The following is a 24,644-nucleotide window of genomic DNA, read 5'->3' as shown; positions in this document are numbered from 1 at the left end:
TATTTTTACGAATATGAAACTATTTTCTTCCGTTAATGATGTTGCAGACCTGAAATCTTTCATTGAGCAGGCACTGATCCTTAAGGCAGATCCCTATGCAAATCAGTCGCTGGGTAAGAATAAAACCCTCGGACTCGTGTTCCTGAACCCGAGCCTGCGTACCCGCTTAAGTTCTCAGAAGGCAGCTATGAATTTGGGTATGAATGTGATGGTGATGAATCTCGACAAGGAAGGATGGGCTTTGGAAACAGAAGACGGAGTCGTGATGAATGGAACAAGTGTAGAGCATATTCGTGAAGCAGCAGCGGTCATGGGTCAATATTGTGATATACTGGGATTTCGTTCATTTCCTAAATTATTGAATCGTGAGGAGGATTATGGCGAGGGTTTGTTCAATAAATTTGTGAAATACAGTGGAGTTCCTGTGATTAGTCTGGAGAGTGCTACCTTGCATCCATTGCAGAGTTTTGCCGACCTGATAACCATTGAGGAATATAAAAAGGTGGCAAAGCCAAAGGTTGTTTTAACCTGGGCACCACATGTAAAATCTTTACCACAGGCTGTTCCAAATTCATTTTCTGAGTGGATGTGCCGTGCGCAGGCTGAGGGAATGATCGATTTTGTAATTACCCATCCTGAAGGTTTGGAGCTGGCTGAGAAATTCACTCCGGGAGCAAAAATTGAATACAATCAGGATATTGCATTACAGGGGGCAGACTTTGTGTACGTCAAGAACTGGTCATCTTACAATGACTATGGTAAAACTGTTCAGAACGGAGAATCCTGGATGATGACTCATAAAAAATTGGAGCAAACCAATGAGGCAAAAGTAATGCACTGCCTGCCGGTTCGCCGTGATTTCGAGCTTTCTGCTGAAGTTCTGGATGGCCCGCACTCTCTGGTAATAAAAGAAGCTGCAAACCGGGTTTGGTCTGCTCAAACGGTCTTAAAAAATATGCTGGAGGGCTTGATATGAAATCCCTGAAGGTTATAAAGATTGGTGGAAATGTAATCGATAATCCCGAAAGTTTGCATCAATTTATTGCTGACTTTGCGATTCTGGAGGGGCCTAAGATACTGGTTCATGGCGGAGGAAAAATTGCGACCAAACTTGCCGAAGATTTGGGTATCAAATCAAAAATGGTTGAAGGCAGAAGAATTACCGATGGGGAAAGCCTGAAAGTAGTAACCATGGTATATGCCGGTTTGATTAATAAGAATATTGTCGCAGGTTTGCAATCTGAGAATTGTAATGCAATTGGCTTGTCGGGTGCGGATGGGAATTTAATTCATGCAAAACGACGTCCTTTGAAAGAACTTTTCTCCAAAGAGAAAAATGAAACGATTAGTGTGGATTATGGCTTTGTAGGTGATCTTGATGAATCGTCGATTGATCATCAGGGCCTCAGGAAGTTATTGGAAGCTGGTTTTACACCAGTTTTTTCAGCTATCACGCATGATGGTAAAGGTCAATTGTTAAATACAAATGCCGATACTATTGCCTCTGCCATTTCTATCTCAATGTCAGAGGATTATGAAGCATCACTGATCTTTTGCTTTGAAAAAGCAGGTGTATTGATGGATGTAGAAGATGAAGACTCAGTAATCCGTTCGATTGATCCGCATTATTACAATGAATTAAAACGTCAGGGAATTATAAATGACGGGATGATTCCTAAACTGGATAATGCATTTGAAGCACTAAATAAAGGACTTAAGGAGGTTTGTATTGGCAAAGCTGATGCATTGCCAGGCTTGAATAATGGAAATTTTGGTACACGCTTAATCAGCACATAATGAAAACAGAAACAAAAAGAACAGCAATTTTAGGAAGCGGAAATATTGGTATGTCATTGGCCAAAGGACTGGTTAAAGCTGATTATTGTAAACCCGCTGACATCACCCTGACCCGCCGTAATGTACAGCGACTGGATACTGTTTCAGCTCAGGGTTTTCAGGTCAGCTCAGATAATTATGCTGCTGCGGCAGGCGCCTCAATAGTCATTCTGGCTGTTTTGCCTCAGCAACTTGATAATTTATTGGAGCAGATCGACGGTGCAATCGATCCTGCCAAACATTTAGTGATTTCTGTGATCTCTGGGGTTAGTTGTGCTGATATCCGCGCCAAACTGGGAAGCAGAGTTCAGGTTGTCAGAGCAATGCCAAATACGGCTATTGCAATCGGTGAATCTATGACCTGTGTTGCTTCTGATAATGCAGAGGCTGAAAATATTGCGGAAGTGACCAAAATGTTTGAAACTGTTGGTTCAGTTATTAAGATTAATGAAGATTTGATGACAGCCGCCACGGCGCTATGTGCCTGTGGGGTAGCATTCTTTCTCAGAGCGGTTCGTGCAGCATCACAGGGAGGTGTTGAGATTGGTTTTCATGCCGATGAGGCATTACGTATGGCTGCACAAACAGCCAAAGGTGCAGCATCACTTTTATTGCAGCAGAACAGTCATCCCGAACATGAGATCGATAAGGTAACCTCACCAAAAGGATGTACCATTGCCGGACTGAATGAAATGGAACATAATGGTTTTAGCTCTTCAATGATCAAAGGAATTAAATTATCAGCTCAAAAGGCGGGTGAATTATATACTAACGATTAAATAAAATGACCGGTAAACTGTTTGATGACAGTCTTGAATTATTGCGTGAGTTAATCAGCATCCCTTCACTTAGTAAAGAAGAGGAAAATACTGCCTCGGCAATTGAGCAGTTTTTAAAGGATCGCGGAGTAAAAACTTATCGTAAAATTAATAATGTCTGGGCATATAATGAGCATTTTGATGCAAGTAAGCCTACAATTCTGCTCAATTCGCATCATGATACAGTAAAGCCAAATCCTGGATATTCTCGTGACCCATTTGCGGCTGATATCATTGATGGTAAATTGTTTGGTTTGGGGAGTAATGATGCAGGCGGCTGTTTGGTATCGCTTATCGCGGTATTTATTCATTTTTATAAAGAGAAGAATTTAAAATATAACCTTTGTCTGGCTGCAACTGCCGAGGAGGAGATTTCAGGTAATAACGGTATTGAGCTGATCCTTCCTCAACTGGGTCAGCTGGAATTTGCAATAGTTGGAGAGCCGACATTAATGCAAATGGCCGTTGCCGAGAAGGGATTAATGGTTTTGGATTGTGTTGCCCATGGAAGGGCAGGTCATGCTGCGAGGGAAGAAGGTGAGAATGCGATATATAAGGCAATGAAGGATATTAATTGGTTCAAAACGTATGAGTTTGCCAAGAAATCAGCCCTGTTTGGCCCAGTTAAAATGAGCGTAACCATCATCGAAGCCGGATCCCAGCATAATGTTGTACCTGCGGTTTGTAATTTTACAGTAGACGTAAGAGTAACTGATGCCTACCGCAACGAGGAAGTACTGAAGATTATCAGTCAGAATGTCGATTGTGAGGTTAATCCGCGATCTACCCGCTTAAAGCCATCTTCAATAAGTCTTGATCATCCGATTGTTAAGGCAGGAATTGCTTTGGGCAGGGAAACCTATGGTTCTCCTACCACAAGTGATCAGGCATTGCTTGATATCCCTTCATTAAAAATGGGTCCGGGAGATTCAGCTCGTTCACATATGGCTGATGAGTATATTTATGTAAAGGAAATAGAAGAGGGAATAGATATCTATATTAAATTACTGACGGAGATTCTGTGATGGCAAAGGATTTAAATATTACCCTGGAAAGTGAAAGGGTCTTGCTTCGTCCGCTTGGGATTGATGATGAAAAAGCATTGCAGGAGGTAGCAGATGATGATAGTCTTTGGATTTATGGCCTTCAGGATCTTTCGAAGCCGACAGAGTTGAATAAATATATTAAAAAAGCTATTTCTGACCGTGAAAATGGCACAAGTGCAGTTTGGGTAATCATTGATAAAAAAACTAATAAGGTGGCAGGCAGTACCAGGCTTGCCGAGATCTCCTGGAGAGATGAGCGGGGTCAGATTGGCTGGACCTGGATCGGACGTGATTTTCAGGGAAGCGGATTGAATAAGGAGATGAAGTACCTGATGCTGACTTATGGTTTTGAGGTTTTGGGGCTGAACAGAATAGAATTTAAAGCAGATGAACGGAATCATCAGTCACGTCAGGCTTTATTGGGAATTGGTGCTACCCGCGAAGGAGTATTGCGCCAGCATATGAAAATACATGATGGATACATCAGAAATACCGTTTTTTACAGTATTTTGAGATCCGAATGGGATACAATTAAAGCACAGTATTTCACAAATTTTAAAGCAGTTCTATGAGCAAGCTCTGGCAAAAGGAAACAGAAACTGAAAGGTCTGTAGAAAAGTTTACTGTTGGAAATGACAGGGAGCTGGATCATCAGCTTGCTGCGTTTGATGTATTGGGTTCATTAGCCCATACCCGTATGCTTGAAAGCGTTGGTTTAATGGATAGCCGGGATCTGGAACAGGTTCAGGCTGGTCTTAAGCAAATTTTCAGGGAAGTTCAGGAAGGTAAATTCAGCATCGAAGATGATGTGGAAGATGTACACTCTCAGGTAGAGCTATTGCTTACCCGCAGGATTGGTGATGCAGGCAAAAAAATTCACAGCGGACGGTCCAGAAATGATCAGGTTCTGGTGGATCTCAAATTGTTCTTTCGCAGTGAGATTCAGAAACTGGTCAGAAATACTGACATTCTGTTCACTCAGCTGATTGCACAAAGTGAAGAGCATAAGAATAAATTACTTCCGGGCTACACACATTTGCAGATTGCGATGCCTTCATCCTTCGGATTATGGTTTGGAGCATATGCCGAAAGCCTTGCCGATGATATGGAGCTGATGCTTGCAGCCTGGAAAATCTGTAATAAAAACCCATTGGGTTCTGCTGCAGGATACGGTTCTTCCTTTCCATTGAACCGTACCATGACCACTGAATTACTGGGCTTTGATTCTCTGAATTATAATGTAGTTTATGCCCAGATGGGTCGTGGAAAAACTGAGCGTATTTTGGCTCAGGCAATGTCTTCCGTTGCGGCAACTTTGGCTAAACTGGCTATGGATGCCTGTTTATTCATTAATCAGAACTTTGCATTTATCAGTTTCCCTGATGAACTGACCACCGGTTCAAGCATAATGCCTCATAAGAAGAATCCGGATGTTTTTGAACTGATTCGTGCCAGATGCAATAAGATACAGGCTTTACCGAATGAAATTGCCCTGATGACCACAAATCTGCCATCAGGTTATCATCGTGATTTGCAATTACTAAAAGAGAATCTGTTTCCGGCCTTCATATCACTGAATGAATGTCTGGAAATGACAGGCTTTATGTTGCAATCTATCAGAATTAAGGAGGATATTCTTAAGGATGAGAAATATAACTATTTGTTTAGCGTAGATGCGGTGAATGAAGAGGTTTTGAACGGATTGCCTTTCAGGGAAGCCTATAAAAAAGTTGGAGCAGCAATCGAAAAGGGGGAATTTAAGGCGCCGGGCATTGTTAAACATACACATGAAGGAAGTATAGGTAATCTATGTAATGAGCAGATCAATTCATCATTTAAGGATATATTGAAAAGCTTCAATTTTGAAAAGGTGGACAAGGCGGTTGAAGCATTAATCAGGTAGAATAGATAATTTATAACAGGTTGATATCCTGAAGAATACAAAAAATAGAAATGAAGGTATCCAAAATAGCAAGTACCCTTGAGGGTTCAGAAATAATAAAAATTGCAGGTCAGATCAATGAATTGAAAAGTACGGGTGAGCAAATTGCTAACCTGACTATCGGGGATTTTGATTCAAATATTTTTCCGATTCCCGATGAGCTGAAAGGTGGAATTGTTGAGGCTTATCAGGCCAATCAGACCAATTATCCGCCTGCAGAGGGTGTGGCAGTATTGCGTGAGAACATTTCGGCCTTCTTACAGGAACGCTTCGGTTTAGCCTATAACAGTAAGCAAATTCTGGTTGCCGGTGGATCGCGTCCTTTGATCTATGGAACTTATATGGCTCTGGTTGATCCCGGAGACAAGGTAATCTATCCTACACCATCCTGGAATAACAATCATTATTGCCGTTTTACAGGGGCAACTCAGGTTGCGGTTAAGACTTCAGCAGAGAATAAATTTATGCCAACAGCCGATGATATCCGGCCCTACCTGAAGGGAGCTACACTACTGGCTTTATGTTCACCGCTTAATCCAACCGGAACTATGTTTGCCAAAAAGGATCTGGAAGAGATCTGTGATCTGGTAATCGAAGAGAATAAAACTCGCGGGGCTGGTGAAAAGCCACTTTATATTATGTATGATCAGATCTATTCACTTCTGACCTTTGGCGATCAGTTTCATTTTGATCCGGTTACTTTAAGGCCCGAACTGAAAGACAGGGTGATTTATATAGATGGTATATCCAAATGTCTTGCTGCTACAGGTGTTCGCGTTGGTTGGGCGTTTGGTCCGGAACATGTAATCGATAAAATGAAAACTATCGTAGGTCATGTTGGAGCCTGGGCACCGAAGCCTGAGCAGGTAGCAACAGCGAAATTTTTAACTCAAACAAAAGAATTAAATAATTATCTGACAACTTTTAAAGCAAAAGTTCAGAAAAGTCTTGATACTTTATATCAGGGCATGATCCAGCTTAAAGCCGATGGTTTTGCTGTAGATGCAATCAATCCGATGGGGGCGATCTACTTAACTGTTAAGGTCGATTATATAGGTAAAACCACTCCCGAAGGAAATATTTTGAAAGATAGTGCAGAAGTTAATTTCTACCTGATCAAAGAAGCGAAAATGGGTATAGTACCATTTTCAGCATTTGGTACAGATAGCGGTATAAACTGGTTCAGAGCTTCTGTTGGAGGATGTTCGCATGAAGATATAGAACAAATGATACCCAGGATGCGGGCTGCACTCAGTAAGTTGAAATAATAGGTGCAAAGCAAAAAAACCGGCGAATTCGCCGGTTTTTTTGCTTTAATTACCTCTGGAGGGCCTGTTTTGGCCACCCCTTCCATTTTCTTGTCCCGAAGAAGAATTTCCCCGCACTTCGGAACTCTGCCTGCTCTGTGAAGGAGCCTGGCGATCCTGCGGTGCACTTCTCTGAATTCGCTCGGGTGCTGGTGCCTGACGTTGTTGCGGTGCACTTCTCTGAACCCGTTCCGGTGCCGGATATTGGCGTTGTTGCGGTGCACTTCTCTGAATTCTTTCCGGAGTCGGTGCCTGGCGTTCCTGTGGTACAGATCTTTGTACACGTTCAGGAGCCTGACTTTGACCCGGTGCCTGTCCTACCCGTTCCGGCCTTTGACCACCTTGTACCTGAGCAGGTGCCTGCCTGATTTGCTCTTGACGATCAGTTATTGGAGAGCGTTGTCCACCCTGATTGCTTTGACTCCCCCTGATATCCTGATTGTCATAGGCTCTGCCTGATCTCTGTGATGAAGCTGGAATCTGTCTGCTTTCAGGTCGTACAGCTCCGCGATTTACTGAATTATCAGCCACGGGGCTTGATCCTCTTCCTGTCACAGCTCCTCTGCCTCCCGAATTGTCGGTCGGACGGTCAGGGCGTGGATTTTGTCCTGGATTGCCAACCCTATCCGGCACCCTGTTCACCTGTGGTCTGTCGTTTCTGCCGTTTCCATAATTTGTTGGTCTGTTATCCCTGACATCATGTATACGGACTGGCTGACGGGTCACTCTTCGGATCTCATCAACCCTTGGACCTGTATAATACCGGTTTCGGTTGTATACATAGGTATTGTTAATAATGATCGTGTTATTGTAAATATTTCTATTTCTGTACCTGTCGTAACGCGGATATCTGTCGTAATAGATATTTCGTTGCGGTACAAATACCCAGTAGAAATCAGGTATTCTTCCGATATTAATATTGATGTTGATACCGGGACCCAGCGGTGCCCAGCCATAATAGCCGCCACCACTTCTCCAGCTCACCCATGCCGGCCCCCATCTGGTATCCGGAACCCATATCCAGCCTCTTCGGCTGCTGTGATGCCATCTGCCATAGTGGAATGGTGCCCATCCCCATTCGTAATCGGATACCCAGGTATTTCCATATTTAGTCATTTCCCAATGACCATTTGTGTAATAAGGTCTGAACTCATCCTGATCTACATCAGGGCGCCATACATAACCATATTGAGGGTCATTTATCCATACTCCATAAGGGGACAGTTCCTCATAAAATGTTTCAAGAGAAACGTCGTCATACTGAGCTTTTACCTGTGCCGGCAATAAAAATGACAGGAATAATAGTAGTCCAGCCAAATATTCCGGGAATTTGATGTTCGTTTTCATAGCTCCTAAAATTTAATTTGTGTGATCTTATAGACAAGAGGATAAAATTTTGCCAAAGGTTGTATTGTAATTAAATTATTACGTAAACTCATTTTAGAGGATATTTATGAATTCATGGTTTTATATCATTTTATAGATATAACTCGTTTGAGAGGAATTTGTTTTAATTTGTAGCAAAAATTAAACATGCTTCCAGGCTCACTTTATCTTATTCCTGTACCTTTGGCAGAAAATGCTTCGGCAAAGTCGTTCACTCCCTATCTGGTAGAAACGATAAATCATATCGATGAGTATATTGTAGAGAATAGTAAAACTGCACGTAGGTTTCTAAAGGAAGCAGGCTTAAGAATCCCGCAGAGTGAGCTTATTATCCATGATTATGGAAAGCATAATCGTGAAGGCAATCAAAATGATTTCTTCAAAGGACTTTTAGCAGGTAAAGATGTTGGTCTGATGAGTGAAGCAGGTTGTCCGGGGGTTGCCGACCCGGGTGCTGAAATTGTTGCTATGGCTCATCAAAAGGGAATAAAAGTTATTCCTTTGGTTGGACCCAGCTCCATTTTACTTGCATTGATGGCTTCTGGTTTTAGCGGACAAAGTTTTGCCTTTCATGGTTACCTGCCCATTGATAAAGTCCAAAGGGCAAATAAGATCAAAGAGCTTGAGGCTTTGGCTGAAAGACATAGTCAGACCCAGTTATTTATTGAAACTCCTTTTCGTAATAATCCAATGATAGAGGAGATTTTGCGAAGCTGTAAAGCTGATACAAAACTGTGTATAGCCTGCGATCTGAATTCGGAGGATGAATTTATTCAAACAAAAAGTATCAAAGACTGGAAGAATAAAGTCCCGGATCTGCATAAGAGGCCTGCGATATTTTTGTTGTATAAGAAGTAGTACTTTACTCTGTCATTCCGAAGTTGGTACGACTGAGGAACCTCAGTGTTAATAGCACAACCTTAATTGATTTATAACCTTAAACTGCGAGATTTCTCCACACATCGTAATTTCATTAAATAATAGCAATAGGGGTTGTGTGTTCGAAATGACGACCGATTACCCATGAATCGTCTCCGATTTTCCATAATTCTGAATCACCTTTGCCTCATATTCCAGAAACTCTTTCCAGCGTTTGTCTACATCAATATCACCGGCATACTTACGGGCAAGACCGATGAACATCGTATAATGCCCGGCTTCGCTGACCATTAGCTCGTAATAAAAATCTGACAGTTCTTTATCATTGATGTGTTCAGACATTACTTTGAAACGCTCGCAACTGCGTGCCTCAATCATTGCCGAGAATAATAAACGGTCTATCAATTGATCCTGGCGACTGCCTCCTTTGATTACAAACTGCATCAACTCATTGACATAATTGTCTTTACGTTCACGTCCAAGAGTATATCCACGGGCAAGAATCAGATCATGAACCCGCTTAAAATGATCCATTTCTTCCTGAACAAGCATCGCCATTTCCTGAACCAGATCAGACAAGTTGGGATTCTGCACAATGAGGGTAATGGCATTACTGGCAGCTTTCTGCTCACAAAAAGCATGGTCAGTCAGAATTTCTTCGATATTACTTTCCACCACATTCTTAACCCAAAGTGGATCTGTGGGGAGTTTCAGTTTTAATATGGTTTTTTCCTTGCTCACGTTTGAATTTTTTAACCCTGTCAGCATTTTGAACGCTCGCAAGGTCGATTTCATTCTTAAATATGGTTTCAAGGCTGACTGGGTTTTGACCCAGTCAGCCTTGTTTTAGCGATACAGATTCTTTCCTTCAATAAATTTCAGCACCTTATCGGGTACAAAATATTGAACATTTTTTCTTTCTTTAACAGCCTTGCGGATAAATGTGGCCGACAATTCCATCAATGGAGTTTCAGTAAAACTGATAGAAGGATGTTGTTGAAAATCATGATTATCAAATCCCGGGCGCGGGTAAATATGAATATGATAGTCCCGCAGGATGAGCTCATAATTTTTCCATTTTTTTAATGATACCAGGTTATCTGAACCCATGATCAGGCTGAACTCGTGTTCCGGATACTTCTCATGAAGGTAGGTAAGGGTATCAATTGTATAAGATGGCTGTGGAAGCTTAAGTTCCACATCACTTACCCGGATATTGACTGCATCTTCGGTGGCCAGTTTTGCCATCTCCAGACGATCATACATATTGATCAGATCACTCTTTTCTTTCAATGGATTATGTGGCGAAACAACCAGCCAAACCTGCTGAAGATCAGTATGATTAGCCATATAATTGGCAATGATCAGATGGCCGATATGTATAGGGTTAAAGGAGCCGAAGAATAATCCTATTTTCATATTGTTGGAGATATGAGATATGAGATTGGAGATATGAGACAGGCTAACCAGGACATTCTATTTATTATTGAGCAAGAAATTTGGTAACCAGTTGTTCTGCTTCTTTACAGGCTGTTTCCAGCTCGTAATTTTTCAAAATCACATCAAACTGATCGGCATATAGCAATTCCTTATCTGCCTTTTTTATACGCTCGGCAAGTTTTTCGGGAAGATCGGTTCCTCTACTTGTTAATCGCTCAATCAAAACCTCAAGTGAGGGTGGCTGAACGAAAATCGCCAGAGCTTTATCGCCAAATTTTTTCTTCAGGTGAAGTCCACCAATTACATCAATATCGAAAATTACGTGCTTGCCTTCTGACCAGATTCTGTCTATTTCGGAGCGTAAGGTTCCATAAAATGTACCGGTATAAACCTCCTCAAATTCTACAAATTCTTTTTGAGCGATTTTATGAAGAAAACTCTCCTTGCTGATGAAGTAATAGTCTTTGGCATTTACCTCATCACCACGCTGATGTCTGGTTGTAGCTGATATTGAGAATGAAAGATCGGGGATCTTTTTTAACAAATGGTGGACTATCGTAGTCTTACCCGCACCTGAAGGAGCTGAAAATATGATGAGTTTGCCGTTCAATGGAGTTTTAAGTTATAAGTTATAAGTTGTAAGTATTAGTTAAGGCTATTGGTGGGAACTTATAACCTATAACTTAAAACCTACAACTTATAAAACATTAAGTAATTGTTCTTTAATTTTCTCGAGTTCTTCTTTCATTCCCACCACAATCTGCTGCATTTTAGCATCATTGGCTTTCGAACCCATGGTATTGATCTCCCTTCCGATTTCCTGCGAAATAAAGCCGAGTTTTTTACCGTTTGCATCCTTGTCTTTAAGTGCTTCAATGAAATAATCGCAATGACTTTTCAAACGAATCTTTTCTTCAGTAATGTCCAGTTTATCAATAAAATAGATTAGCTCTTGTTCGAAGCGGTTATGATCCACATTTTCTTTTCCAACAGCCTCTTCCAGAAACTGGTTTAGCCGCTCCCTTATCGAAGGTATGCGAAGCGGCTCCTGAATTGATACAAGTCTCATTCCTTCCAGAATGTTGTTTATTCTGAGAATAAGGTCTTGTTTTAGAACATTTCCTTCGTCCTGACGGAAATTCTGAAAGTTTAAAAGAGCCTCCTCAAAAGTTTTATAAACAGTCTTCCATTCATCCTCACTGATTTCATCTGAGCCGTATTGAATAACATCAGGAAAGTTTAGAGCTATTTGAAACAGATTGCTATTCGCAGAGCCCAGTAAATCGGCTGCTTCTTTGAGCTGATCGTAGTAATGTTTGAGCAAAGGCTGATTGATACTGGAGGTTTTTAGCGTGGTTTCGGCATATTCCACATTAATACTGATGTTCACCTTACCTCTTTCAATTTGCTTGCTGCATTCATTTCTCAATAAAAATTCCTTATCTGAAAATGATTTAGGAAGTTTTAAAGAAAGCTCCAGGAACTTGCTGTTCAATGATTTGATCTCTACCGTGTATTTAGCACGGGAATAATCATTGGCCGCCAAGCCATAACCTGTCATCGATTTTATCATTTTGCAAAGATAAGATTTAATTGGAAAGGCTTTGAAACAGTTTGATAGAGCTCATAAAGATCTCATTCATTGAAAGCCTAACCTGTTTTAGTAATTTTGAACACGAACCAGAAACCTGATGAAAGCCGTATCAAACATTTTTTTATTAATTATTGCATGTATGGTAATCAGGCCAGTGATGGCTCAGCAGAACAGCATTCAGGGTTTAATTATGGAAAGATCGGGCGCATCCAGAATTGCCGGAGTATATATCCTGAATAAAAAGACGGGAATTTCTACTTTCAGCAATGAACTGGGTCTTTTCAGGATTGCAGCTTCCGTTGGGGATACCCTGAGTATATCCAAATCCGGTTATTCAGATCTGATTCTTCCTCTTTTAGAGCTTTCTGATAAGGTATTAATGCTTCAGCAGGTGATAAGCTTATCTGAAGTTAAAGTGCTGGGACAGAGCAAAAAGCAGGAACTGGATGAAGTTAGAGATCAGTACCGCAAAAAGGGATCTTATTATGCCGGGAAACCTCCTTTGCTAGCATATTTCTTCAGGCCACTCACGGCTTTATATGAACTGATCGGCAAAACTCCTGCTCAGGCGCGTCGTTTCAATGCATATTATACCAAAGAACTTCAGGAATCGGAGATTGATCGCCGTTTTAGTGCTTACGCAATCACAAAGGTCACTGGTCTGGAAGGAAATGATCTGAAGAATTTTATGATATTATATCGACCTGATTATCAAAATGTTGCAAAATTTGATGACTATGCAATGATCAGTTACATTAAAAAGTCTCTTCAGTTGTTTAACGATTCGGGCAGACCCAAAGCGATAAGATCTTTACCTCCTCTGCCAAAGGCTCCTGATTTATCGGAGAAAAATCTTAAATATTAAGCACGATTATCTGTTATCAGCTCTTCCATACATTTATATACCCTGCTTTTCAAATCTCCCAGGTCATCAGGTTTCAGTCCGGTTACTTCAACCCGATCTGCAAAAACACATTCCAGGACACCCGGTCTGACAGCCAGAGGTTTATCTCGGGGAAGCAGTTTTCTCGCATTCAGGATAACCATTGGTACAATGGCGGTTTGAGTTTCAATTGCAAGCCGGAATGCACCGTCATAAAACTCAGAAAGAGGTGCATCGCTGCGGTTCATTGTTCCTTCAGGAAAAATTAGAATAGACTGCCCGTTTCTTAGGTCAATTTTTAACTCCTCAACACTTCTTGCACGGCTTTCCTGACTTTTTCGGTCGATCAATACCACAACGCGCCTGTAGATCATTCCAAAAATTGGAGTCTTCACCATTTCGATTTTACCCAATGGTTTGAATGAACCCGGAATTGCCATAACTACAGCTATGGCATCCAGATAAGAATTATGATTGCAAACATAGATGCAGGCCTTATCAGGATCTAGGCTTTCTCTTCCCCTGGTTCTTACCGGGAAGAAGCATAAAACCGAGAATATCCAAGCCCAAATTTTCAGGAATAAGAAGACTATATCCTGTGCTTTTTTCTTCTTAAAAAGTGCCGACATCAGGAGAATCAGTGGAAATACAAGAATCATCGCTGAGATGAATACCAGAAAGCCCCAAATGAGGAACAGGAATGCAGCAACTTTTTTTAAGAGTTTCACCATTTTACTGTTTTGGAAGAAGCTTAGCCTACAAAAAGCCGGGAATTATTCCTGTTTTGTATTTTTAAGAGATGTAATATGGAAATTTATTATCGAATCAGCGGGGTTTCGGCTGCAAAAATTTGTATTGCCTGGTACAATAATCTTTTTTGTCAGATCTTTAGGTACTCGCAAGCCTTTTCAGCGGCGAGTTTTTCTGCATTTTTCTTGTTATAATCCCTGCCAATTGCACAATTTTCTCCATCCACACTAATTTGGATCGTAAACAGTTTGGAATTTTCACCCTCTTCGTTAGCTATAATTTCAAAACTAATGTCTTTACCATGGCGTTGGCACCATTCAATGATTTTACTCTTAAAATTCGTCTCGGTAAGCTCGAGGGTATGGATATCAATATGGGGTTTTATAATTCTGTTTATCAGGAAGTTGCGTGTGAAATTATAGCCCTTGTCCATGTAAACAGCCCCTATCATTGCTTCAAAAGTATCGCCCAGTAAGGAACCCTGCTTGTTGTTATGACCGATCAGCCTGTTATCGTATTCAATATGCTCATCCAGGCCAAGTCGTTTAGCAAGTTGATTCAGGTTTGCACGGCTTACGATCTTCGAGCGCATTTCTGTAAGAAAGCCCTCATCCTTGTAAGGATACATTTTGAAAAGAATCTCAGCGATAACAGAACCCAAAATAGCATCGCCAAGAAATTCCAGACGCTCATTACTGTTCTTTGTACCGTTCTTAAGTTCAACAGCAACTGAACGATGTCGGAATGCCATGCGATAAAGCCGCAGATTTCCGGGAACAAAACCTAAAAGATTCTCTAAAGAGCGAATGTAGTTGCGATTTGGAGAGAAGTAAAGTTTATAAATTCTGGAAAATGGCATTAAGGACCGATAATTTTAATGATAAGAAAAAAATATACAGGTTTTAATAGATCCGGAATACAGGATATCAAAATCAGGCTTTGTATTTTTTGAAAATTACGGAAGCATTATGCCCTCCAAAGCCAAACGTATTGCTTAATGCAGCATTTACTACACGTTTTTGAGCCTTGTTAAATGTGAAATTTAAACGTGGGTCAAAACCGGGATCATCTGTGAAATGGTTGATCGTTGGGGGAACAATATCATTTTTAACAGCCAAGATAGCAGCAATTGCTTCAACAGCACCTGCAGCACCTAAAAGATGGCCTGTCATTGATTTTGTTGAACTGATATTCAGCTTGAAAGCATCTTCCTTAAATAAATCAAGAATGGCTTTTACCTCACTGATATCTCCAAGTGGAGTAGAGGTACCGTGAACGTTGATGTAATCAATATCGGAAGTTGAAATTCCTGCATCTCTCATCGCATTGGTCATAACCAATTTTGCACCAAGACCTTCAGGATGTGGTGCAGTAATGTGATTTGCATCAGCACTCATACCACCTCCAACTAGTTCAGCATAAATTTTAGCACCTCTGGCTTTTGCATGTTCGAGTTCTTCGAGAATGATACTTCCGGCACCTTCGCCTGCCACAAAACCATCCCGGTCTTTATCGAATGGACGGGATGCGGTTGAAGGATCATCATTTCTGGTCGAAAGGGCATGCATGGCATTGAAACCTCCCATACCTGCCTCATTAATAATGGCTTCAGAACCTCCGGAAACGATCACATCAGCCATATTCAGACGAATATAGTTGAATGCGTCAATTAATGCATTGGTTGAAGAGGCACAGGCAGAAACGGTAGAAAAATTCGGACCACGAAGGCCATGCCTGATCGAAATATGACCCGGAGCAATGTCCAGAATCATTTTAGGAATGAAAAACGGGTTGAAACGTGGTGTTCCGTCTCCGTGTGCAAAGTTTACAACCTCGTCGGTGAAGGTTTTCAATCCGCCTATCCCTGAACCCCAGATCACACCGATCCGGTTAGTATCAAGATTAGGGAAGTCTAAACCTGCATCTTTAATTGCTTCATCAGAGGCAGCGATTGCATAATGAACAAAAGGGTCGAGTTTACGAGCCTCCTTTTTATCCATAAAATCCTCCGGATTGAAGTTTTTAACCTCACAGGCGAATTTCGTACGGAATTTTTCAGGATCGTAATGTGTTATAGGAGCGGCGCCGCTTACCCCATTGATCAGACTATTCCAGAATTCCGGAATAGTATTACCGATTGGAGTAAGCGCACCTAGTCCTGTAACAACAACTCTTTTAAGCTCCATTTATAGTTAGGATATCGTAAAATTACTTTACGTTCTTTTCTAAATATGCGATGGCTTGACCTACAGTACCGATAGTTTCAGCCTGGTCATCCGGGATGGCCACGTTGAACTCCTTCTCAAACTCCATGATTAATTCCACGGTGTCTAATGAATCGGCACCAAGATCATTGGTGAAAGATGCCTCTGGTGTAACTTCACTTTCGTCAACACCTAATTTTTCAACGATAATTGCTTTAACTCTTGAAGCGATATCAGACATGGTTTTTTGATTTAATTGTTTAATAATTCTGTGCAAAGAAAAATAAATTCTAGCAATTTTCAAACCTTTTTGTTTTTAGCTATTTTAACATAGCGACATTTTAAAAGATAAAGCGTGTTACCTTTGTATAATATCTTGAAAATATACCTTGAACAAAACTACTTTAAAATTTGAACTTGACCTCGATTTTGTGCTGGTAGCTATTACTACACAACTTAAAGACTATATGTTTTGTTTTAAAACTAATAAACAACTAGGAACCAACTTTTGCAAAATCGCTGATTTGGAACTCCCTTTTAATTCTGATGAAGAACCATTTTATTTCAGCAGATATTTTTTTCTGTTGCCCGAATCCGAAACAGAACTCTATATCCTCGCAAATAAAGGTACGGAAGGTTTTCTGGTGCCCGAAATGAAAAAGGTAGATTTCTTTTTATTAATTCAGAATTATATCCATGCAGAAGACCTGAAAGGAATAATTAATGGTTTAAATAAGATTCCGGAGGTGCTTGTTGCAGTGGAAGTTGATCCTAAAAAATTGAAATCCAAAGAAAATCTCATATTTTAGCCCTTTGGGATGGTGTATTAAGTACACTTAATTGTCCAAATGATATTTAAATTAAATAAGAAGAGATGAAGACGGTTCATAACAGAACTAAAATTGTAGCCACATTAGGTCCTGCTTCTGCTAAGAAAGAAGTATTGCTGAACATGATTAAGGCTGGTGTAGATGTTTGCAGGTTAAATTTTTCTCACGGAAAAGCAGAGGATCATCAAAAGGTGATCGACATTATTCGTGATATCAATAAAAAATATAAAACAAATGTTGGGATACTTGCTGATTTACAGGGCCCAAAGATCCGTATTGGTTTAGTAAAAGACGGTGGAATCAATCTGATTAGCGGACATAAGATCGAAATCACGACCAAAGAACTGATCGGGGATGATAAACAGATCTATATTACCTACCAGAGTTTTCCAAGTGATGTCCGTTCCGGAGAGATCATTCTCCTTGACGATGGAAAGATCCAGATGAGGGTTCTGAGTACTAATAATAAAGATTCTGTTCAGTGTGAGGTGGTTTATGGGGGGATCCTTACTTCCCGTAAAGGTGTAAATCTTCCCAATACAAAGGTTTCAATCCCGAGTTTGACAGAAGAAGATCTCGCAAACCTTGAATTTGCACTTAATAATGATGTGGAATGGATCGGGCTTTCATTCGTCCGTTCTGCAGATGATATTATTGAATTGAAGCGGATCATCGCCAGAAGTGATAAAACTGCGCGTGTAATTGCTAAGATCGAGAAACCGGAGGCCATTGATAATATTGATGAAATTATTGAAGCAACTGATGGAGTGATGGTGGCCAGGGGTGACCTTGGGGTTGAAATGCCGATGGAACAGGTTCCTTTGCTGCAGAAAATGATCGCCAGAAAATGCCGTGCGGCTTCAAAACCTGTTATCGTGGCTACTCAGATGCTCGAAAGTATGATCACTTCACCCCGCCCTACCCGTGCTGAGGTGAATGATGTGGCTAATTCTGTTTTGGATGGCGCTGATGCGGTTATGCTGAGTGGTGAGACTTCGGTTGGTGAATATCCGCTGATAGTAATTGAAACTATGCATAAGATTGTGAGGAATGTGGAAGAAAATGATTATCCCTACAACACCACAAAAGTTTTAAATGAGAGTTCACCAACATATATGGGCGATGCAGTTTGCGGTTCTGCTGTATTTCTTGCTGAAAAGACCCATGCGGTTGGTATCATTTCAATGACCTCATCGGGCTATACTGCATTCGAAATCTCCAGTTATCGCCCAAAAGCAGCAACCTTTATTTTTACAAGTAATCGCAAACTTCTGAATACACTCAGTCTTTTATGGGGTGTTCGCGGATTCTATTACGATAAATTTGATAGTACAGATAAAACGATCAGGGATGTAAATCAGATCCTGAAAGCCGAGAAACTCGTTGAACCGGGTAATGTGGTAATCAATACTGCCGCCATTCCTATCGAGAAGAAAGGAAAAACCAATATGATCAAAGTGACCATCGTTGATTAAATCAGGGCATAAGCAGCCTTAAAAATTTAGTAAAAGAGCCGGCAAAAGCCGGCTTTTTTAGTGTGTAAACGGGTGTAACAAAAATGTCCCGAAATCGCCATTTTTTAGAGTTTTCAACATTGTTAATTAGCTTTAAATCACGCTATTACTAACTGATTAAGTGTTGGGGTGCAGATACACTAACAATCTGTGGAAAACTCTGATTCGATATAAATGCCTCCAACTGATAGATTTGATTAAAAACCCCCAAACATTTTTATTGAGGGTAACTGGCTCAATTACAACATTAAATCATTTTTTATGGCAAAAGCTTCTACAAACACAGCGGCAAAAGGAACAGGAAAAGGTCTTACGTTCCAAAGATATTTCACCAAGCAGGGGGTAAACGTATATGATCTGTTCAAATACGAGAAACGTACCTCGGTTATTCGTAACCCGGCAGGTGATGCTGTTTTCGAAATGAAAAATGTAGAGGTACCCGAAACCTGGAGCCAGGTAGCAACGGATATTTTAGCCCAGAAGTATTTCCGCAAAGCGGGAGTTCCTCAGCCTGATGGATCAACTTCATCTGAGAATAGCATCAAACAAGTTGCACATCGTATGGCTCATTGCTGGAGATCATGGGGGGAGCGATACAATTATTTCGCAAGCAAGGAAGATGCCGGAATTTTTTACGATGAATTGGTTTATACGATCGTTGGTCAGTTAGCTGCACCAAATTCACCACAGTGGTTCAATACAGGATTACACAGCTCTTACGGAATTACAGGTAAGCCTCAGGGGCATTATTTTGTGAATCCGGATACAGATCAATTAGAAAAATCAACTTCCGCTTACGAGCGTCCTCAGCCTCATGCCTGCTTCATCCTTTCAGTTAGTGATGACCTGGTGAATGACGGTGGTATCATGGACCTTTGGGTTAGAGAAGCCAGAATATTTAAATATGGTTCAGGAGTTGGAACTAACTTTTCAGCAATCCGCGGCGAAAGCGAAAAACTTTCAGGTGGTGGCTATTCTTCAGGTCTGATGTCATTCCTGAAAATCGGTGACCGTGCTGCAGGTGCGATCAAATCAGGTGGTACCACACGCCGTGCCGCAAAAATGGTTTGTCTGGATCTTGATCACCCTGAAATTGAAGGTTTTGTAAACTGGAAAGTCGAAGAAGAGAAAAAAGTTGCTGCTTTAATTGCGGCGGGCTATTCTTCGGATTATGAAGGTGAAGCTTACCGTACCGTATCCGGACAGAATTCAAATAACTCTGTACGTGTTCCAAATACTTTCTTCAAAGCACTGGAAGATGGTGGCAACTGGGATCTGATCGGAAGAATCAGCGGACAGCCGGTAAAATCGATCTCAGCCGAAAAATTATGGCAAGATATTGCTTTTGCGGCCTGGGCTTGCGCCGATCCGGGAATTCAATATGATACAACCATCAACGAATGGCATACTTGTCCTGAAGGCGGACGTATCAATGCCTCCAACCCATGTTCAGAGTACATGTTCCTGGATAATACAGCCTGTAACCTGGCTTCCATTAATCTGGCGCATTTCTTCGATCCTCAAACATTAATATTTGATGTTAAAGGTTTCGAGCATGCCTGCCGTGTATGGACCGTGGTTCTCGAAATTTCGGTATTGATGGCACAATTCCCATCCAAAGAAGTGGCACAGTTATCTTATGATTACCGCACACTTGGGTTGGGATATGCTAACCTTGGCTCCATGCTGATGGTTGCCGGAATTCCTTATGACAGTGATAAAGCCCGCGCAATTGGGGGTGCGATCACAGCAATCATGACCGGTACAGCTTATTCTACTTCCGCAGAAATGGCGAAGGAGCTGGGTACTTTCAAGAAATTTGAAGAAAACAAGAAGCATATGCTAAGGGTTATGCGTAACCACCGTTATGCTGCGTATAACAACGATGCTTACGAAGGACTTGAGATTGCGCCTCCGGGAATTGATCCTAAATTCTGCCCTGATTATTTGTTATCTGCGGCCTGCAATTCATGGGATAAAGCTGTTGAGCTTGGTGAGAAATACGGTTACCGTAATGCTCAGACTACAGTTATTGCACCTACAGGGACAATCGGTTTGGTAATGGATTGTGATACTACCGGTATCGAGCCTGATTTTGCATTGGTTAAATTCAAAAAATTATCTGGTGGAGGTTATTTCAAGATCATCAATCAGGGAGTTCCTGCAGCCTTGCGCAATCAGGGATACAAGGAGCATGAAATTGAAGCCATTGTGAATTATGCAAAAGGTGCAGCTACTTTACAGGGAGCTCCGCATATTAACTTCGACAGCCTGGCTGCCAAAGGATTTACTCAGGATGAACTCGAAAAAATTGATAAATCATTGCTCGCAGCCTTCGAAATAGGTTTTGTATTCAACCAGTGGAGTCTTGGTGAAGAGTGTTTAAACCGTTTAGGATTTAAATCTGAGCAATATTCTTCTCCTGATTTCAACCTTTTACGTGCGATCGGGTTTAACCGTCAGCAGATTGCAGAAGCAAATGAGTACATCTGCGGAACCATGACCGTTGAAGGTGCTCCATATTTGAAAGAAGAGCATTATCCAATCTTTGATTGTGCGAATAAATGCGGTCAGAAGGGCGAGCGTTACATTCATGCACATGGTCACATTAAAATGATGGCTGCGGCACAACCTTTCCTTTCAGGTGCGATCTCTAAAACTATCAACCTGCCAAATGAGGCTACGGTTGATGAAATTAAGGATTGCTATGAATTATCATGGAAGCTTGCTTTGAAAGCAAACGCGCTTTATCGCGATGGTTGTAAATTATCTCAGCCATTATCTACTAAATCATCCGACAGTAAAGAAGATAAGCTGGATACCGTAGAAGAAGTCCTTGGAGAGGCAGCAAATGTCAAGCTGAGTGATCTTACTGCTGAGCAGGTGCTTGATGCCGCCAGAGCGATCCTTGAGCGTTCTACCGATACTAAGTTCAAGCGTCAGTTATCCTCTGTTGTAGAGCGTAAAAACCTGCCTGGTAAACGTGGTGGCTTCACTCAGAAAGCTGCTGTCGGCGGACAAACCGTATTCGTTCGTACCGGAGAGTATGAAGATGGAACATTGGGAGAGATTTTTGTGGATATGCACAAAGAAGGTGCAACTTTCCGCTCCCTGATGAACTGCTTCTCCATCGCAGTTTCAGTTGGTCTGCAGTACGGAGTACCATTGGAAGAGTTTGTTGATAAATTTACCTTTACCCGTTTCGAGCCATCAGGTATGGTTACAGGGCACGATAATATCAAGAGTGCAACCTCTATTGTAGATTATATGTTCAGAATGCTGGGCTATGAGTACCTGGGTCGTACAGATCTGGTGCATGTAATCACTGAGCAGAAAGCCATTGTTGGAAATCCACAAATGACTGATAATGACGTGAATCCTGATACTTCAAACTCTTTTATTGAGGCGTCGGTTACCGTTTCCTCTACTACCTCAAGCATTAAACTGAAGCCTGTTCTGGATATTTCCGGCGGCGGTCAGTCTGACGCACCTGCTTGTGGTAACTGCGGTCATATCATGGTAAGATCAGGTACTTGTTATAAGTGTTTGAACTGCGGAACGCAGGGAGGATGCAGTTAAGCATAAAAATTTAAAGGCGAAAGCCAAAAGCTTAAAGCCCTGCCGGAAATGGCAGGGCTTTTTTTGTGCAGGAATATTAGAAAACAAATGAACATTAAAACTCATAATATAAATGACGCAGAAATTGCCGAAGTGATTTCTGACAGAATATTAATAAGCACTGCTGAAAATGGATTAGACTTATTGGGAAACTTATACTATCAGGGTTTTGACAAGATTGTAATTCATGAAGTAAATATCACCCCGGACTTTTTTGATCTTAAGAACGGAATTGCCGGAGAGATACTTCAGAAATTTTCAAATTACCGTGTTCGCTTAGCTACCGTGGGCGACCTCTCAAAATACCCAAGTAAAAGTTTAACTGACTTCATTTATGAAAGCAACAAAGGCAGACAAATAAACTTCGTAAATTCAAGGGCAGAAGCATTAAATGTACTTTCCGGAAAATGAATTCTTTAGCGTTGAAGTGAGATTTATTGATTGTCCAAACTAGCATTGTAATAGCGTTTAGTTGATCAATACTGGATTAAATCTTATACAGAGTTTTAACTATCATTAAACTGAAATAACCCCAATGGAAGCCATAAATCCCAAACAACTACTAAGGGATCCTGAACAAATCCCGGATGATAAATTATTTCAGCGTATTCTTGATAAACCCAATTACCATATTGTCGGGAAGATTGTCGAATTGTTTAAAGAAACGGGGCTTGCTCTCGAATGGAGATATTATAAAGACGGGAAAGCCTGGTTAGGGAAAGCAACTTACAAGAAAAAAACTATTCTTTGGTTATCTCTTTGGGATGAATCCATTAAAACGAGTTTCTACTTTACCGAAAAAACCCGTTCCGGTGTTTTAAATTTGCATATAGACCATAACGTTAAATCTTCCTTCGCTGCCGCAAAGTCAATAGGAAAACTAATCCCCCTGATTCTAGAAATAAAAAATATGGAAGCTTTGAAGGATTTAAAAAGTATAATAGAGTATAAGAAAAAGATGAAATAAGCACTCAATACAATGAAAGAAGCATTGCTCAATGAAATTCGCCTGGCATTAAGGAACAACTCTGACAATAAAATGCTGGAAACTTCAAGCCGTTTTTTTAAAAAAGGGGAAGAGGCATTGGTATATGGAGTCAAAACTGCCGAAGTCAACAAGATTGCAAAGGGATTTTACAGACAGATGAAAGGATATTCTAAGCAGGACATTTTTGCTGTTTGCGAAGAATTATGGAGATCTAAATATCTCGAGGAAGCTATTATTGCCTGTAAATTTTCGGAATCCCAGCATAAACTATATGAACCATCTGATTTTAAAATTTTCGAACATTGGGTGATGGATTATGTAAACAACTGGGCAGATTGTGACACCCTATGCAACCATACCATTGGAACATTTGTTATGATGTATCCTGAATACCTCAGCAACTTAAAGCAATGGGCTAAATTACCTGGTCGCTGGGCCAAAAGAGCTTCTGCTGTAACACTGATTATACCGGCCCGAAGGGGTAAGTTTCTGAAAGATATTTTTGAAATAGCAGATATTCTTCTTTTAGACAAGGACGATTTGGTACAAAAGGGCTATGGCTGGATGCTGAAGGCAGCAAGCGAAGTTCATCAAAAGGAAGTTTTTGATTATGTACATTCAAAAAAGGAAATAATGCCCCGGACAGCATTGCGTTATGCAATTGAAAAAATGCCGGAAGCATTAAAAGTAATCCTAATGAAAAGGTAAATTTGCGGTTCTGAAGTTTCCGGAGAATTTCCGTCAATTTTCTAAATTGATTTTTAAGAACAGTAGTGTGGACTTACTTTAAGGACAAACGGTTAGATTTGTTCAAATACGGATGTACCTGGATTAAATGATTAATTAAAAATCAGAGGCAATGGATACAATCCATACAAGCTAATTAAATAATTATGTCAATAACAAAAGAAGAGGAATTAATAGGGATGCAAAAGGCTAGTGAGGCAGTAGCTTTCACCCTGAAGGAAATGAGAAACTATGCTCAAGCCGGCATTAGCACAAAGCAATTGGATGACTATGGAGCAGCAATCCTGTCTGATTTTGGAGCAAAATCAGCTCCATTTTTAACTTATCAATTTCCGGGCTGCACCTGCATTAGTGTGAATAATGAGTTTTGCCATGGTATTCCATCCCACAAAAGAATACTGAAAGAGGGCGATTTAGTGAATATTGATGTTTCAGCAGAACTTAATGGGTTTTGGTCCGACAACGGTGGTTCATTTGTCGTAGGCGAAGATATTAACCAACACCAAAAATTAATAGATGCCTCAAAGCAGATTTTACATAAAGCAATATTCAATATAAAAGGCGGGGTTCGAATTTCAGACATAGGGCACCTTATAGAAACTGAAGCCAAAAAGCATGGCTATAAAGTGATAAAAAACCTCACCGGGCATGGAATAGGCAGAAGCCTTCACGAAGAACCTGGCGAAATAGCGAATTACCGGGACCGGTTTAATCCGACAAGATTTAAAAAGAATTCTGTTGTTGCAATTGAAACATTTATATCAACGACATCAACATTTGCCGAGACTCTGAATGACGGCTGGACAATGGTTGGAAATAGAGGAGGTTTTATGGCTCAGCATGAACATACCATTGTGGTTAC

25 protein-coding genes are annotated in these 24,644 nt (G+C 40.8%); 16 read left to right on the top strand and 9 right to left on the bottom strand.

Annotated features, from left to right (window positions below; genetic code table 11):
• Positions 1-13: 13 nt before the first annotated feature.
• The 7 genes from VGE44_RS14875 to VGE44_RS14845 are packed head-to-tail and all read left to right on the top strand — an operon-like array spanning position 14 to position 6,910.
• Entirely contained in the window at positions 14-976 is a 963-nt protein-coding gene (locus VGE44_RS14875; protein ID WP_331080528.1) for an acetylornithine carbamoyltransferase, read from the top strand.
• Positions 973-1,797, top strand: a complete 825-nt coding sequence (argB, locus tag VGE44_RS14870; protein WP_331080526.1) for an acetylglutamate kinase — start codon at positions 973-975, stop codon at positions 1,795-1,797. Before VGE44_RS14875 ends, argB begins: the two co-directional genes overlap by 4 nt.
• Entirely contained in the window at positions 1,797-2,615 is an 819-nt protein-coding gene (gene proC, locus VGE44_RS14865) for a pyrroline-5-carboxylate reductase (protein WP_331080524.1), read from the top strand. Before argB ends, proC begins: the two co-directional genes overlap by 1 nt.
• Before the next feature lie 5 nt (positions 2,616-2,620).
• Positions 2,621-3,679, top strand: coding sequence for a M20 family metallo-hydrolase (locus VGE44_RS14860; RefSeq protein ID WP_331080522.1), 1,059 nt, complete (start codon positions 2,621-2,623; stop codon positions 3,677-3,679).
• On the top strand, positions 3,679-4,272 hold the full coding sequence (locus VGE44_RS14855; RefSeq protein WP_331080520.1) for a GNAT family protein: 594 nt from the start codon (positions 3,679-3,681) through the stop codon (positions 4,270-4,272). Before VGE44_RS14860 ends, VGE44_RS14855 begins: the two co-directional genes overlap by 1 nt.
• Positions 4,269-5,603, top strand: a complete 1,335-nt coding sequence (argH, locus tag VGE44_RS14850) for an argininosuccinate lyase (RefSeq protein WP_331080517.1) — start codon at positions 4,269-4,271, stop codon at positions 5,601-5,603. Before VGE44_RS14855 ends, argH begins: the two co-directional genes overlap by 4 nt.
• A 50-nt stretch (positions 5,604-5,653) precedes the next feature.
• Positions 5,654-6,910 (top strand): pyridoxal phosphate-dependent aminotransferase, encoded by a 1,257-nt coding sequence (locus tag VGE44_RS14845; RefSeq protein ID WP_331080515.1) that lies wholly within the window; start codon positions 5,654-5,656, stop codon positions 6,908-6,910.
• A gap of 45 nt (positions 6,911-6,955) precedes the next feature.
• Here VGE44_RS14845 and VGE44_RS14840 read toward each other — a convergent pair whose 3' ends face one another.
• Positions 6,956-8,296, bottom strand: a complete 1,341-nt coding sequence (locus VGE44_RS14840; protein ID WP_331080513.1) for a DUF6600 domain-containing protein — start codon at positions 8,294-8,296, stop codon at positions 6,956-6,958.
• Positions 8,297-8,482: 186 nt separating this feature from the next.
• On the opposite strand from VGE44_RS14840, the gene VGE44_RS14835 reads away from it, so the two are divergent.
• Positions 8,483-9,193, top strand: a complete 711-nt coding sequence (locus tag VGE44_RS14835; protein ID WP_331080511.1) for an SAM-dependent methyltransferase — start codon at positions 8,483-8,485, stop codon at positions 9,191-9,193.
• Positions 9,194-9,352: 159 nt separating this feature from the next.
• Here VGE44_RS14835 and VGE44_RS14830 read toward each other — a convergent pair whose 3' ends face one another.
• The 4 genes from VGE44_RS14830 to VGE44_RS14815 form a co-directional block, all read right to left on the bottom strand.
• Positions 9,353-9,955 (bottom strand): tRNA-(ms[2]io[6]A)-hydroxylase, encoded by a 603-nt coding sequence (locus VGE44_RS14830; protein WP_331080509.1) that lies wholly within the window; start codon positions 9,953-9,955, stop codon positions 9,353-9,355.
• Between the two features lie 105 nt (positions 9,956-10,060).
• Entirely contained in the window at positions 10,061-10,633 is a 573-nt protein-coding gene (nadD, locus tag VGE44_RS14825; RefSeq protein ID WP_331080507.1) for a nicotinate (nicotinamide) nucleotide adenylyltransferase, read from the bottom strand.
• 64 nt (positions 10,634-10,697) lie between these two features.
• Positions 10,698-11,264, bottom strand: coding sequence for a guanylate kinase (gene gmk, locus VGE44_RS14820; RefSeq protein WP_331080505.1), 567 nt, complete (start codon positions 11,262-11,264; stop codon positions 10,698-10,700).
• 87 nt (positions 11,265-11,351) lie between these two features.
• Positions 11,352-12,227: a YicC/YloC family endoribonuclease gene (locus VGE44_RS14815; RefSeq protein ID WP_331080503.1), complete on the bottom strand. Its 876-nt coding sequence runs from the start codon at positions 12,225-12,227 to the stop codon at positions 11,352-11,354.
• Between the two features lie 160 nt (positions 12,228-12,387).
• Between VGE44_RS14815 and VGE44_RS14810 the strand changes: the two genes are divergently transcribed.
• Positions 12,388-13,113 carry a hypothetical protein gene (locus tag VGE44_RS14810; protein ID WP_331080501.1) on the top strand — a complete coding sequence of 242 codons (726 nt, stop codon included), beginning with the start codon at positions 12,388-12,390 and terminating at the stop codon, positions 13,111-13,113.
• On the opposite strand, the gene VGE44_RS14805 is transcribed toward VGE44_RS14810, so the two are convergent.
• From VGE44_RS14805 to VGE44_RS14790, 4 genes are all read right to left on the bottom strand, one after another.
• A complete protein-coding gene (locus tag VGE44_RS14805; RefSeq protein WP_331080499.1) occupies positions 13,110-13,862 on the bottom strand; it encodes a lysophospholipid acyltransferase family protein in 753 nt (250 codons plus the stop codon). The two genes, VGE44_RS14810 and VGE44_RS14805, sit on opposite strands and share 4 nt — an antisense overlap.
• A 149-nt stretch (positions 13,863-14,011) precedes the next feature.
• Positions 14,012-14,740: a ribonuclease III gene (rnc, locus tag VGE44_RS14800; protein WP_331080497.1), complete on the bottom strand. Its 729-nt coding sequence runs from the start codon at positions 14,738-14,740 to the stop codon at positions 14,012-14,014.
• Between the two features lie 73 nt (positions 14,741-14,813).
• Positions 14,814-16,067, bottom strand: coding sequence for a beta-ketoacyl-ACP synthase II (gene fabF, locus VGE44_RS14795; RefSeq protein WP_331080495.1), 1,254 nt, complete (start codon positions 16,065-16,067; stop codon positions 14,814-14,816).
• 22 nt (positions 16,068-16,089) lie between these two features.
• The gene (locus tag VGE44_RS14790; RefSeq protein WP_008508386.1) at positions 16,090-16,326 is read right to left on the bottom strand and encodes an acyl carrier protein; all 237 of its coding nucleotides are present in this window, start codon (positions 16,324-16,326) and stop codon (positions 16,090-16,092) included.
• A 148-nt stretch (positions 16,327-16,474) separates the two neighbouring features.
• Here VGE44_RS14790 and VGE44_RS14785 point away from each other — a divergent pair, with 148 nt between their 5' ends.
• From VGE44_RS14785 to map, 7 genes are all read left to right on the top strand, one after another.
• Positions 16,475-16,894, top strand: a complete 420-nt coding sequence (locus VGE44_RS14785; protein ID WP_331080493.1) for an IPExxxVDY family protein — start codon at positions 16,475-16,477, stop codon at positions 16,892-16,894.
• A 65-nt stretch (positions 16,895-16,959) separates the two neighbouring features.
• Entirely contained in the window at positions 16,960-18,390 is a 1,431-nt protein-coding gene (gene pyk / locus VGE44_RS14780) for a pyruvate kinase (protein ID WP_324488286.1), read from the top strand.
• Between the two features lie 300 nt (positions 18,391-18,690).
• The gene (locus VGE44_RS14775) at positions 18,691-22,008 is read left to right on the top strand and encodes a vitamin B12-dependent ribonucleotide reductase (RefSeq protein WP_331080489.1); all 3,318 of its coding nucleotides are present in this window, start codon (positions 18,691-18,693) and stop codon (positions 22,006-22,008) included.
• An 87-nt stretch (positions 22,009-22,095) separates the two neighbouring features.
• Positions 22,096-22,458 (top strand): DUF4180 domain-containing protein, encoded by a 363-nt coding sequence (locus VGE44_RS14770; RefSeq protein ID WP_331080487.1) that lies wholly within the window; start codon positions 22,096-22,098, stop codon positions 22,456-22,458.
• A gap of 124 nt (positions 22,459-22,582) precedes the next feature.
• Complete coding sequence (locus tag VGE44_RS14765; RefSeq protein WP_331080485.1) at positions 22,583-23,014, top strand: DUF3788 family protein; 432 nt, start codon at positions 22,583-22,585, stop codon at positions 23,012-23,014.
• Between the two features lie 12 nt (positions 23,015-23,026).
• Entirely contained in the window at positions 23,027-23,743 is a 717-nt protein-coding gene (locus VGE44_RS14760; RefSeq protein ID WP_331080483.1) for a DNA alkylation repair protein, read from the top strand.
• 185 nt (positions 23,744-23,928) lie between these two features.
• A partial coding sequence (gene map, locus VGE44_RS14755; RefSeq protein ID WP_331080481.1) for a type I methionyl aminopeptidase occupies positions 23,929-24,644 on the top strand: 716 nt, incomplete at its 3' end.

The sequence above is a fragment of the Daejeonella sp. genome, from assembly GCF_036405355.1.
In the GTDB taxonomy this organism is placed as follows: Bacteria; Bacteroidota; Bacteroidia; order Sphingobacteriales; family Sphingobacteriaceae; genus Daejeonella.
Note: the sequence above shows the minus strand (reverse complement) of the source record. Positions and strands in the feature narration are given on the sequence as shown.